Below are 14,131 nucleotides of genomic sequence, written 5' to 3'. Positions count from 1 at the left end.
AGAGATGGACCCACATTCATTCAGAGTCCATCTCTTTCTATTTAGAATTTCCTTGCGGTGAAGAAGGACTTCTTTCCTTTGTTCAATCTTTCTCCTGTTTATACAAAAAAAATCCCACTTGGAGGTTTTATGACCATTCCAAGCGGGAAACGTATACTATTACCATTCATAATAGTCTTTTATTCCATTTACAACAGCTTGAGCTGCTTTACTTTCATAACCTGATTGTTTCATACGATTCGCATCTCCTGAATTTGTGACAAAACCTAGTTCAATTAGTGTGCTTGGCATTGTCGTATTGCGAATCACATAGAAACCAGTATCTGCAACGCGGCGATAGTTCATTCCTGTTTCACTGACTAACCGATCTTGAATGGATTCAGCTAATTCGCGGCTTTCTCTTGCTTTGTGGCCACTGTCATAAAAAGTCTCCGCACCTTCAGCAGCAGCGGAAGCCGCATTGGCATGAATACTTACAAAAGAATCTGCGTCCACGCGTTCAGCAATGTTGACTCTTCCACTCAAGGAAACAAATGTGTCATCGTCTCTTGTCATGACTACATTAACGCCTTCTTCTTCTAGTAACGACTCTACTCGAAGTCCTACAGAAAGAACGATATTTTTCTCTATCAATCCATTACCTTGTGCACCTGGATCGTGATCACCATGACCTGGATCGATAACAATTGTTTTGCCGCTGAGCGCGCTTTCTCCAGCAGGCTTCACATCCATATAACCGCTGTGAGTATAAGCCCATTCGCCATTAAACTTAATGAGAACCCAACTGCCATTCGTTTCTTCATAAATCTTAACCGTATCCCCTTCGCTTAAACGTCCTACCGTATCGTGGCTTGCACTAGGACCAGAACGGACATTTAAATTCGAAGCAGTCACTTTTCCATCAGAAATAGGGTCAGCCGGCTTGTCGTTGTTATCTTCTTGATCAGAACCGACGTCATCAGCTTTTTTTACGTAATTCTGGTGAACGTATCCGTCATTCCCATTAACCTGAACCTTCAGCCAATTCCCTTCCATGTCGTATACATCAACAGTTTCACCATCATTTAACGTCTGAATGACACTGTTTTCTACACCTGGGCCAGTCCGAACGTTAAGCGGTGTACTTGCATCGACAATTCCTTCGTACAGAATCTCACTGCCGACACCTTGATCAGGTTGTTCATCATTCTCATCTTCAGATTCGCCCAAGTCTTGATCCATGGCTCGTGCGACATAAACGGAAAACTCCGCTCGTGTGGCCGCGCTGTTTGGATCAAAATTGCCACCATCTTCTATTATATCGTTGTCAACAAGAGTAGTTATGTACCCTTCTGCCCAAAAGTCGTCTGAAATATCGTCAAAATCCACAGAATTGTTGTTACTCTCAGATTCTTCTCCAAAAAACGAACGTGCTACTACCGCTGCTATTTGTGCTTTTTTTATAGAATTTCCTGGTCTGAATTCCCCTTCATCCCCTTGGAAAATCCCCATTTGTGCGGCTCTTTCAATACGATTATACGACCAATAGTCTTTATCTACATCGTCAAATGTTGGTGCCGCCCGATCTAAACCATCCTCACCAAGAGCATTTGTAATTATTACAGAAGCTTGTGCCCTTGTTAGAGATTCATTCGGCCTGAAATTACCAGATTCGTCCCCTGTCGCAACGCCTTGTTCCGCCAAGTAATCAATTTCTTCCGATGCCCAGAAACTATCGCTGACATCAGAATACCTATCACTCGCTTCTGCTGTGTCCTTTCCTACGTTCGGAACGATGGAAAGCAGCAAGACAACAGCCATTAGCACATATGAAATTTTTATTTTCAAAGACTTGTTCCTCCTCTCTGTTGTTTTCCCTTTTTCTTGTCTCTTTAGGGAGAGTGTCTTTGGCACTTGGAAGTCATCGTATGTATGGCAGACAAAGGTGAAGTCTGTCAACATTCGCCATTCCTTCCTTCTGTTCTTAAGAATATCATGTGATAGAAAGATAAACTAGTTTTTTATGAGAAAAGATAGAAAATGGTAAAATATTATCAAAATAGGTTACATGTATGTTACATATGATATTTTTCTGTAATTATTAACAATGAGCACTTCTTTCTTTTCTTCCTTATTTCATATAAAATGAATAGGGTTCCCTTATATACAACGCATATTAAAGAATAGGTGATGAATAGATGAATAAAAGCATGGTCATTGGGCTTGTTACTATTTTACTTACAACATCAGGATGTTCCACCATTGGCATGAATCGCCACTTGGAACAAGAACAGACAGTCAATACGGATAAATATGCTTATGACGACGAAAATTTCGTGTACAACAATGAAACACTCCAGGAACTCGCCGACCGTTTTCGACTCGAGGACCTCTCCACTACTAATATTAACAGCATCATGGAAGAAGAAATAGAAAACGGTCGTTATAATGAAATTATTATTTATTTAAGAGAATTACGAGCAGAAGAACCGGAAGAGGCTGCTTCCTTTTCCAATCGCTATACGGAAGCCCTTCAAGCTCATGTTGAAAACACGGATGAACCTGCTCAGCCACTCGTTCAAGACGCAGCTGATATTTTACAAGACCAATATGAGAGTCAGCCGGACAATGAGGAAAATATTATTAACTACGCTACACTGCTAATGGAGTCTGAACATGATGTGGACAAAGGTACTTCTTTATTGTTTGATTTGGAAGAAGAGCTGCAAGAGAATGGAGAAGAGCCGGGACGAGATTTGCTGTTGGCATTAGCTCAAGCTTACTCTAGTACCGGTAACTATGAACAAAGTTTGGAACGTTTTGACACGCTTACCACCTTGGATGCTGAAGACCCTACCCATTTTTACCGGATGAGTGAGGTTTATGCAAAAATGGATGACCAACAAGGGGAAAGAGAAGCATTGACGCAGGCTTTTGAACCAACGTCCGATTTTCTCGAAAACTACGGAGATGACTCTTATACTTTGTATAAAGATTATTTGCGTGATTCCATTGAAAATGAATAATAATAAAAAGGCTGCCCGCAAATGTCGTGCTTGATTACTTTTGCGGGCAGCCTTATTTTATTTCGTCATGGCACGTTCTAAAAATCTAGCAAACTGAGAACGTGTTACATCGCCTCCAGGACGAAATGGATCTTCTGTCGTCAATTCGTGCTGATACAACTTATCAATGGCCTCATAATTCCAGAAATCTTGAGTCACATCTTCAAACTTATGCGGTTCCTCTGTAGCCGGCAGTTTTTCATCGTAGGCCGCTACTAAAACAGATGCCATTTGAGCTCTTGTCATCGTTTCATTTGGTCGAATGTTTTGATCGCTTCCTGTCATCAACCCGTGATATTCCACTGCTTTCATATCGGAGTAATAAGGACTGTCTTCTTCTACATCCGTTGCTTGTAATTCATAATCATCTGGGACATCAAGATCGAGCGCTTCTACAAGCATCGATGCCGCATGCTTTCTTGGAATCGATTTATTAGGAGCAAAGGTGCCATCAGGGTAACCGTTGATAATATCACGAGCCTCCAGATAACCAATCACTTCTGTTAATTTTTGATTACGCACATCTGAGAAGTTCGTAATTTCCCCTTCTCTTACATAAGCACTAGCCATGTAACCGTGAATATCCGCATAGTAAAAAGGATAGTAACCAAAATGATGGTCTCGATTATCGTCATGCTCTAAAGATCCTTCTACTTCAAGGGGCATATACAAAGGGACTTCTGATAATAATCGAGAAGTATTTGCCGATTCTTCCCGAAAATTAATGGTTGTTTCCGATTCACTTCGAAAAGTGTAGACATCTTCTCCATTTTCAAACATTTGAGTCGATAGTGTTTGTCTATCTGTCGTTACATTCTCTCCCTCTTCAAAACGAATCCGATTCTCACCGTCCTTGTACATTCCTTCCCATTCAGGTGTATCTATAGAAACGTCTTCTAAGAAACTCTTGTCCTCGATGGTACTATATATATCACTCTGATAGGTATCTCCATTATTGGTTGGATCGTTCCGTTGATCCAAACCATTATACGCCAGTATTGCGTAATACCAGTTTTCAAGAATATGTCTATTCCCATCGTTCACACTCGGAATAATATCTCCTGACCATTCCCACTTTTCATTCAACAATTCTGCACCTATTTCAATGTTGTACGCTGTATCATTTTCTAGTCTATCTTGATCGACATTTCTGTTTTCAAAATCATCTTCGTTTAGCGTTACTTGCATGATTCCAATCCCGCCGTCTTCGTTTTCATTTAAAACAGGATCCCCATTTTCATCAAACTGACGCATCCCTGTCTCTTCAAAAGCAATAGCTTTCAATATTTCAGGCGGAATATCTTTCTCAAGCGCTTCTTCTGTCAATAAATCCTTTTTTTGCTTATATGACAGCTCTTCATTACTTGGGGTGCCTATATCTTCGTCCGCCCCTAAAGCAGCATTTCCAAACATGCTAACTCCTACAACTAGCGTTGATACCGCTAACCATTTCTTCATTCTATTCCTCCTCTATGAATCTAATACTTATTATAGTAGCAAATCTGATATCTTCCAATCTTTTTTCAAATATACTTAAGTAATGAAACAAACAGGGAAAAAATGATATACTAGTTTAGTGAGTCTATAAGAATACAGGAACGGATAAGGAGAGAGCGTTGCATGATTGCTTCCTTAAAGAAAATCATTGGCGACGAACAACAACGTCGGTTAAAAAAATATAATAAAACGGTTGATAGAATCAATAAGTTAGAAGCGGAAATGGAAAGTCTTTCAGACGAAGAGTTACAGGCTAAAACACCAGCCTTTAAAGAACGCCTACAAAATGGCGAAAACTTATCTTCCGTCCGGGATGAAGCGTTTGCTGTTATCCGCGAAGCATCCAAACGCGTGATAGGTTTGCGTCACTTTGATGTGCAACTTCTCGGGGGATTAGCATTGAACGACGGGGATATTGCTGAAATGCCTACCGGTGAGGGAAAAACGATTGTTGCTTCTCTACCTAGTTACTTAAAAGCTTTAGAAGGTAAAGGAGTCCATGTCATCACGGTGAACGAATACCTCGCTCGACGCGACCGTGACTTTATCGGACAAGTTCATGAGTTTCTCGGACTAACGGTTGGACTTAACGTCCCAAAAATTGCAAAAGATGAAAAACGCAAAGCATACCAGGCCGACATAACATATGGGGTTAGTAATGAATTTGGATTTGACTTTTTAAGAGACAATATGGTTCAAAACAACATGGAAAAGGTTCAACGGCCTTTTCATTTTGCTATTATTGATGAAATTGACAGTGTTCTTGTCGATGAAGCTAAAACACCACTTATCATTGCAGGGAAAACGGAAGTGAACCCGAGTCTTTATCAAATTTGCGCAAAAATGGCACGTAGTTTTGACGCAGAAAAGGATTATTTATTCGACCCTATTACAAGGTCTGTCAGTTTGACAGAAGCAGGAATTACTAAGGTGGAACGCGCCTTTGGAATCGATAACCTATATGACTTGGAGCACCATACTCTTTATCATTTCGTCCTTCAAGGATTGCGGGCAAGAGTTATGTTCAAGCGCGATGTTGATTACATTGTCAAAGATGGTGAGGTCAAACTTATCGATATGTACACCGGTCGCATCATGGATGGCAGAACCTTCAGTGACGGGCTTCATCAAGCGTTAGAAGCGAAAGAAGGTCTAGAAATAACGGAAGAAAACAAAACGCAAGCTCAAATTACCATTCAAAACTATTTCAGAATGTATCCTAATCTGAGTGGTATGACAGGAACAGCCAAGACGGAGGAACAAGAATTCCGCAACTTATACGGGATGGACGTCATTCAAATTCCGACAAACAAACCGAGAATTCGTGAAGATCGAAAGGACATCATTTTTGCCACCGCCGAGGATAAATACCGGGCTGTTGCAAATGAAGTTTCCCAGCGTTATGAGAAAGGACAGCCTGTTTTGATTGGAACGACATCTATCATTCAATCAGAAACAATGGCGCGTTATTTAGATGAACAAAAAGTACCGTATGAACTGTTGAACGCCAAAAGCGTTGACAAAGAAGTACAACTTATTTCTCTTGCCGGCCAAAAGGGACAGATCACGATTGCAACAAACATGGCAGGGCGCGGAACAGATATTATGCTTGGAGAAGGTGTCGCTGAAACAGGCGGTTTATTTGTGCTGGGTACCGAACGCCACGAAAACCGCCGTATTGACAATCAATTAAAAGGCCGTTCCGGACGTCAAGGAGACCCCGGCGAAACGCAAATGTTTGTTTCACTTGAAGATGAAATGCTGCTTCGATTTGGAGAAGAAGATATCGAAAAGCTAAAAGAGAACCTAAAAACCGATGAGAACGGTATCGTCTTAAACGATGGAGCGCAAACGATAGTAGATCGCGCCCAAGAAATGTGCGAAAACGCGAATGCTTCGTTCCGTGAATACACTCTTAAACTCGATGACATCGCAAACGAGCAGCGCAACGTCATTTACACATTGCGCAATCAAATTCTTGACAGTGAAGATCCACTTCAAATATGGATGGACATGGTTCAATCGAGTACGAGTAAACTTGTTGAAACGTACTGTGGCGATGAATATGTTCCAGAAGAATGGAATATTACCGATCTGGAGACACGTTTGAACCAAATCATTCTTGAGCCGCAAGTACGTCTCCCTAAAAAGGTCGAGAATAAAAAGGAAATCTCTGAACTCACAGAAGAGCGGACGAAAGAATTCTTAGCAAAAGTCGAACCTTACCACGGAAAAAGCGGTGTCCAGAATCAAGCACGCAAAGTTCTGTTAACTAATATTGACCGTCATTGGCTCAGTCACTTAGAAGAAATGGCACGCTTGAAAGAAGGTATTGGCCTTCGGAGCTATGGACAAGAAGATCCAATGAGAGTATTTACAAGGGAAGGTTTCGAACTATTTTCACGGATGTATGACTCCATCGAACATGATGCTTCGATGCATTTGTCCAAACTACTCCGCTCCTTACTCCAACCAGAAGAGGTGAAAAAATAATGATCCCATTTTTCCGTAAGAAAGGAAATGGCAAGCCAAAAATGGAAGGGAATGAGTCGACCGTTTCTTCCGAAGATTTGTTGAATGAATCGGCTGATACAGCGTCTTCAGAAAAACAAATAGATACCGATCTTTCGGTCCATCCGGAATGGACAATATCAAAAGAAGATCAGTATTCCTTTCAATTTTTGAACATGGAATGCCCGCCGTTAAAGCCAAACCAAATTTCATTGTCAGGTATCAGTCTTCAACATGAAGAAGCCGGACAATATCAAATTACTGCCTTTATCCGCAGTAGTTTAAACAAAACGATTAAACTCCATGAAACGACACTTGTCCTGCTCGACAGCTCAGACAACGTCATTGGAAGAAAAACAATGGATCTTGAAGAAGCCGGCGACATTCCACCGCGGAGCAGTCGTCCCTGGAACTTCCATTTTACAGATCAAGATTTGTTTACAAAGGATATACCGGAAGAAGGATGGAAACTTGCCTTCCAACTCAAGCCATCTTCTCGTAAACACAGTTTAGATCTTCAAAACAGTTGGGAACAATCACTTGCTGAAAAAGACAAAAATCAACTTCAAGAAATGGTAGAAAAATTAGACCCGCCAAAGTCTGGCGAAGTGAACTTCATGGGATTAAAAGCTGTTCATAAAGAAGAAGGCGACCTTCACGTAACACTACTTGTACGAAATGGCAGTGCGAAAAGCATTAACCTTGAACAAATTCCACTTCAAGTGGAAGATGCGAATGGTGAAGTAATTGCTAAAGGCGGCTTCACATTAAAAGACTTCGGAGTCAAAGCCAATACAAGTAAGCCGTGGACGTTTATATTCCCTAAAGAGATGGTAACAGACGGAGACCTAGATTTGAGCAGCTGGAAAGCATATCCCGTTCAAAAAAATGCGGCACATTAAATAATAGAAGCTTCCCCCCTATTACGTTGGTGGGAAGCTTCTATTTTGTGAGCTTGCTTTTTTCGATGGTGTTTGGCAGTTTGGCTAGTAACTTTGGCGATTTGGATAGTATATAGACTTCGTTGGACAGTATTAGTATTTTATGCCTTCGATAGTAAATGTAGCGTTTTGGACAGTATATTAACTCCCTTGGCTAGTAAACTCGCAAATGACTACGGGTCTCGTCGTCATTTTCTTTATTTGCGCACAAGCATCAAACATAAAACCGCCTGCTGACACTCAATTTCCAGCAGGCGGTTTGTTTTTCATACATCTTTGTTACAAATCTTCTAACGCTCGTTCCATAAAGGTTGCAAATTGAGCTCTTGTCACTGGGTCTCCAGGATTAAATTCTCCATCGCTCCCCCGTCCAATATCATTGGCTGCTAGGGTCTCGATTGCTTCATATGCCCAAAAATCTGACTCTACATCTTCAAAAGTATTCCCAGTATTGACTTCTTCTAAATCAAATGCGCGTACAAGAATGACAGCCATTTGAGCGCGAGTTAAATCGTCGTTCGGACGGAAGCTTGAACCATCTCCATTGATTATATCTTCATCTGCTACCGTCGCTATCTCATCATAAGCATGAAATTCATTGTCGACATCCTGAAACCCTGGATTTGGCCGATTATCATTCGGTAAGTCAAAAGCTCTCACCATCATACTCGCCGCTTGCGAACGTTTCAGTTGCACACTAGGACGATAGGTGCCATCGTCATAGCCATTAATAATATCTTTCTCTGCTAAATATTCAATCGCATCAGACGCCCAATAATCATTCGACACATCACTAAACGTAGCTGGAGTATTTACTTGAACAGGAATTTCTGTCTCGTTCCCGGCAAGTTCAGCTGTAATCGTGCCCGTTCCTTTTTCACTAGCAGCACTGAAATTACCATCATTGTCGATAGTACCAATATCTCCACTAACACTCCAATTGATGCTGGAGGAGTTATATAATAAATTTTCCCCATTTGCAAGTTCTGGGTTCGCAGAAAGTTTGATACTTTCTCCTGTGCCGATATTCACTTCTGAATGAGATAAGTTCCATGAATCAAACGTATTTGTCACTTTAACGGAAGTAGAACCTACCTGATTACCATTAAAGTTCGCTTGAATACGTCCTTCACCGGTTTCTTCCGCTGTAAATGTCGATCCGTTCATCGAACCTACAGTGTTACTTACATCCCAAGCTAATTGATTTTCATCAACATCAACTGGATTATAATACTGATCCATCCCAAGACCTGTCGACATGTCTAAAGTACTTCCAACCAATACCGTTCCGTCTTCACGGGACAAAATCAATCGGGCAAGATCAGAAACTGGTGCTGTACTTACAGCCTGAAGCGTGGAGGAAACCGCACGTTCACTGCCGGCAGAAAGATTGTTCATAATACTCGCATACTCATCTCCATGTTTACGTGCAACGAGTGTGGTCGATCCGCCTCCATCAAAATTCAACGCACGATCGGCACCAATATCTCGCATGTATTTGGCCACATCCCGGATATTAGCGTTGTCCATCGTCACCATATAGACATTGTCTCCGGATTCATCTACCCCAACTGCTGTACGGGACGTCTTGGACGTATAACGCCAGCTGTTTGAATCCATCGAAATGGCAACTTCTCCATTACGAACTAACTGTGGACCACTTCCTAGTATGAAAGAAGCGTTTTTCCATTTATCATTAATCGAAGCATTCACCGTCACATTATCTCCGACCTTGACATTTTTGAACTGCTCATATTTATCACCAATAGCAGATATGACAAATCCATCATCCGGAATTGGCCCATTACCTGCTTCATTGTAAGAGCGGACAGCGGTCACTTGGCCACTGATTTCATCTCCAAAGGAGAAACTTCCTGGACTTCCACTTGCACCCTCTACAATAATTTCTACCCCATATTCGTTTGTTCCGGTACGTTCACTTATGTATGAAGGAGTAAATAATACCGCTTCATCATTTCGGCGTGTATTATTTATGTTATCAACAGCAATTGTATTCCCGTTAACATTTGCTGTTGCATTAGCATCGTATTGGCCAATGGCAGCTTTTCCATTGCTTGTTTCTCCAAAAACAATCGGTTCACTTCGATAATGTTCTCTTCCTTCAGAAACTCTGCCAAAGCTAATAATTTCGTTATCTTTTGTAATAATACTGAATGGAAGCTGTGTAGAACCCGATCCCATATCAAAAAAAGATGCGTTTACTGCGCCAACCACATGATGTTCATCTCTAGTCGCATTGATAGCCTGCTGAGAAGTTGTACGTAGTTGATTTAACGGATCTGGTACACCAATATCTAATTGGCTATATTCTTCCGTTAAATCGACTTGAAGTATGTTAGCTCCTGCACTCGAATCACTTTCATATGTAACACCCGGACCGACTTGAAAAGATGCTGCTCCAACCCCTTGAGCCACTGTGAAAAACAATGACAACGATAAGGCAGAGGCGATTCCCCGACGCATAACTTTTTTTACTTTCATTGTTAAGTATCCTCTCCTACTCATTCTATGAAACTTTGAAAAATATAGTCTCTATTTAACATTATTCCAATTGTCGGAAGCTGTCAATTGAAATTGAAAAAGTTAGGAGGAAAGTTAGAGCACAAGCAAAATATACAAATTTATATCAACAAATCGTCGCAATTCATTTAAGAACCAACACTGCAGCCAGATGTTTTCAGCAAGGGCGTTCTTAAGAGGGTTCGTTTCTCGCTAAAATCACACCTCTCGCTTTCCAATAAGAAAAACGGAGCTTGGAAAACCACTAGGGAGGCTATTTTTGTATAAACCTCATTTTGTTTTATTAACGGACTAAATGTCCGCGCGGCTTCTCTGCTAACGAACATCCGTGCGCTATTCAAACCACTGCCCTGTTTCACCTCATGCGTTTCCTTTGTTCGCGTCCCTCCAAATCCTGAGGAGACGAAACAGGAGGTGGTAGTGCCACGCAAAAACTAAAGAAGACCGGAGCTTATACTCCGATCTTCCCTTTTATTATTCTTGCAATACTTCAAAACTATCGATATGAACACGGTTGTTGTTTGATTTCTCTTGTTTTTCTCCTGTTACTGTGATTGTCATGGTATGCTGTCCCTCTTCTAAACCGTCAACAGAGAATAGTTCTCTATTAAACGAAGACTCTTCAGCAAAGGTATCGACTTCTTCCACCGCTTCTCCGTCTATCTCTATATCAGCTATCCCCTGGGTAGGACCTTTAAATCCAAACCAGCGAATTCCAGTACCTTCAAACGTAATCTCTATTTGATCTCCTGCAGTTTCACTGAATACAGCACTTCCTTTGTGATGGGAATCATTCTCGCTTTCTCCCCACATTCCTTCATATTGCGCAGCAGGATGTCCTTCATTATACACACGTGCTTCTTCGGCAGGATCGACAATTTGTATACGGGTCATTGCGATTACTTTATCGTCCTCATTATGAACGGTTAACAGTTCATCACCGGCAGCTTCTGCGGTAAATGTGTCATTCTTCACTGCACCAAGTCCAGCGTTGTTTATTGACGCATACGCACCATCTGTTTCTAATTCCTCCTGCCAGTTCCACTCTTCACCGACTTCTAACGTAATGTTCTCTTTTTCCACTTTTTCACCTGTTATTTGGATAACCCCTGCGGATTCTCCATTACTATCGGTTATCTCCACTTCTGTGTCAGCAGCCACCGATGGAATGATTCTCCCCTGTTCATCTATTTCTACGGCATCATCATTTGTCGACAACTCCGCCGGTTCTCCGTCCACCGTGATTTCCAGCGGTGTATCTGCTGCGTAGGTTCCCGACCATTCTCCATTCTCCAATGGAACCTCTTCGCCATAGACTTCTACAGCATGATTGCCTTCCATATGAAACGTAAGATCCGCATAACCGTCTAAGTCAAAATAATCGATTAAATGAGCATAGGAATAATCTGCCCGAACTTGCCCAAACTCCCTCATCACATCAACATTGTCGCGCCATTGTTCCATGCTGTCTGGTTCGCCCCAACGTTCTATATTTTTCTCCATTTCCGGCTCATACATCGCTTCAAATTCATCCAATTTGCTTACCACTTTTTCTTCATTAAACGTCGTATTTAAATAATGAGAAAAGGTTCCAATAAATTGAGATTGAAACTCTTTATTCTCCAGAAGCGTGCGAAGCATCATTGTCGACCAATCTGTGTTCGGCCAACTGTCATTGCCTGCTTCTGTTGCAAAATCAAGCGTGTGATGAGTATAAGACGATTCACCGCCTATGGCGCCGAAACCAAAGTCCGTATCAAAAACAGTCCATCTCCATTTTCCATTAGGTTTCTCTCGCCAATATCGATTGTTATTGGAAGGCCAGTCTGTATTTCTTGCATAAATTTCTGCAATATTATAATCAATGAAATTATTAACATCCAACTGCTCCGTTATCCGTTGATACACATTTGGATCTCTCACATCATTATCTTCCATATAAGAAATCATGTTTTTATAATGAGTATTCTCCCCTATTCTTACTTCCCCGTCACCTTCCAAGTAATCTATATTGTCTTCTAAAATTCCATACTTAAATTCAAAGTAATCATCATCAATCCGTTCACGCAAATTATAAATACCCCAATACTCCCCATTAACATACAGTAAGGCCGGTTCATACGCTTGTTTTTCCACATCAAAACCTTCTATCAATTCTTGAATAAAAGCATCTCGAAAACTTGTTTTATCCCAATCATTTCCTGAATTTCTCAACATCAGACGGTTATATTCCTGATCGTCTTCGCTTTCGAAAAGTGGATATCCAAACGTATTTTCTGAACTATAATCCGACCGCGCATAGAGACGAAATGATTTTTTCGGATAATACCGGCTTTTATTACCATGAAGTCTTACACCTGCTTGTTGGTGAATCATTTCAGTTCCATCCGAATCATATATTTCTACCGTACCTTCTCTTTCCCATAAATCTCCACTTTGAGAGTAATTTGCTGTTTCTTCCGGGACCGGGGCGTCCTCATCAAAATTCGCCCCTTCTGCATAAATTCCAGTTGCTTCACCGAAGAAGTTCTCGGGATTGCTAGAAATAGAAACAATCGGAAACTCACTCTCTTCTCCTATCACGTATGTGTTAGAAACCATTTCTCCTTCGTTACCGTATTGGTCGTAAAATTTCGCCTTCACCACTGTTGTTTCGTCTATTTCAAGTGGGGCTGTATACTCCTTCACTTCTTCATTTTCTACAGTCGGTTCACTCCCATCTAACGTGTAGCGGATTGTTCCTTCCTCTCCCATTAACTGGCTTAACTCAATCATTTGAGAATCCTTATAAGACCCACCGTTCTTGTTAAAAACAAGGGCTCTTTCCGGTTCATCGATGTCCATATTTTCTACTTGATCATATAAAGAAACAAAATCTTTCATCTTCAATCCCGGATTTCCCGATACAAATAAGCGTTTTGTCAAACGAGGCAGTTCAAATACCGGTGAAAAATCTTCAATTCTGTTATTACGCAGATTAATGTCTTCTAAATAAGTCAGTTCCGTCAGTACAGTTATATCTTTAATATGGTTATTACGAACATTTAATTGACGAAGTTCTGCCATATTTTTTATAGGTTCTAATGACGTAATATCATTTCCGCGAACATTTAAATCTGTTAATGCTGTCATCGTTGAAATGGGACTTAAATCCTCTATACCTGTGTCCCGCACATCAAGGGTTACCATTCTTTCCATTCCTTCAAGTGCGGAAAGATCTTCAATATGATTCCCCCGTAAATTAAGATCTTCCAGATAAATCAATTCTTCCAAAGCTTGTATATTTTCAATACGATTCCCCTGTAAATCTAGATCGCGTACAGTGATTACATTTTCTAATCCTTCTATTGATTCGATACCACTATTACTTAAATCAAGCGTATCCACACTTTCTAAATCTTCTTGCTTTATTGGTCCTTCGGGTTTACGTAATTCTTCCCTTATTGCTGTCTCCAAGTTCTCATCTTCAAAATCGACATCCGAACTTCCGGCAAACACAAACACCGCTGCTCCGGTTAATAGAGCAAGAGGAAGTAACAATAGTGCGATTCCTTTTATCTTTTTATTATTCAAGGTCGTCCCTGCCTTTCATGTACC

The 14,131-nt window shown here is 41.0% G+C and carries 7 protein-coding genes; 3 read left to right on the top strand and 4 right to left on the bottom strand.

Annotated features, from left to right (window positions below; all coding sequences use genetic code 11):
- Nucleotides 1–159: 159 nt before the first annotated feature.
- Nucleotides 160–1,827, bottom strand: a complete 1,668-nt coding sequence (locus J2S78_RS02950; RefSeq protein WP_306896096.1) for an N-acetylmuramoyl-L-alanine amidase — start codon at nucleotides 1,825–1,827, stop codon at nucleotides 160–162.
- A 350-nt stretch (nucleotides 1,828–2,177) separates the two neighbouring features.
- On the opposite strand from J2S78_RS02950, the gene J2S78_RS02945 reads away from it, so the two are divergent.
- Complete coding sequence (locus J2S78_RS02945) at nucleotides 2,178–3,005, top strand: tetratricopeptide repeat protein (protein ID WP_306896094.1); 828 nt, start codon at nucleotides 2,178–2,180, stop codon at nucleotides 3,003–3,005.
- A 57-nt stretch (nucleotides 3,006–3,062) separates the two neighbouring features.
- Here J2S78_RS02945 and J2S78_RS02940 read toward each other — a convergent pair whose 3' ends face one another.
- The gene (locus tag J2S78_RS02940) at nucleotides 3,063–4,502 is read right to left on the bottom strand and encodes an S-layer homology domain-containing protein (protein WP_306896092.1); all 1,440 of its coding nucleotides are present in this window, start codon (nucleotides 4,500–4,502) and stop codon (nucleotides 3,063–3,065) included.
- 162 nt (nucleotides 4,503–4,664) lie between these two features.
- Here J2S78_RS02940 and secA2 point away from each other — a divergent pair, with 162 nt between their 5' ends.
- Both secA2 and J2S78_RS02930 read left to right on the top strand, forming a co-directional pair.
- The gene (gene secA2, locus J2S78_RS02935) at nucleotides 4,665–7,034 is read left to right on the top strand and encodes an accessory Sec system translocase SecA2 (RefSeq protein WP_306896090.1); all 2,370 of its coding nucleotides are present in this window, start codon (nucleotides 4,665–4,667) and stop codon (nucleotides 7,032–7,034) included.
- Nucleotides 7,034–7,954, top strand: a complete 921-nt coding sequence (locus J2S78_RS02930; protein ID WP_306896087.1) for an accessory Sec system S-layer assembly protein — start codon at nucleotides 7,034–7,036, stop codon at nucleotides 7,952–7,954. Before secA2 ends, J2S78_RS02930 begins: the two co-directional genes overlap by 1 nt.
- A 318-nt stretch (nucleotides 7,955–8,272) precedes the next feature.
- On the opposite strand, the gene J2S78_RS02925 is transcribed toward J2S78_RS02930, so the two are convergent.
- Together J2S78_RS02925 and J2S78_RS02920 are read right to left on the bottom strand one after the other, a co-directional pair.
- The gene (locus J2S78_RS02925; protein WP_306896085.1) at nucleotides 8,273–10,495 is read right to left on the bottom strand and encodes an S-layer homology domain-containing protein; all 2,223 of its coding nucleotides are present in this window, start codon (nucleotides 10,493–10,495) and stop codon (nucleotides 8,273–8,275) included.
- Between the two features lie 513 nt (nucleotides 10,496–11,008).
- The gene (locus tag J2S78_RS02920; protein ID WP_306896083.1) at nucleotides 11,009–14,107 is read right to left on the bottom strand and encodes a CotH kinase family protein; all 3,099 of its coding nucleotides are present in this window, start codon (nucleotides 14,105–14,107) and stop codon (nucleotides 11,009–11,011) included.
- Nucleotides 14,108–14,131: the final 24 nt, after the last annotated feature.

The sequence above is a fragment of the Salibacterium salarium genome (genome assembly GCF_030813635.1).
In the GTDB taxonomy this organism is placed as follows: domain Bacteria; phylum Bacillota; class Bacilli; order Bacillales; family Marinococcaceae; genus Salibacterium; species Salibacterium salarium.
This window is presented reverse-complemented; position numbering and strand designations above follow the sequence as displayed.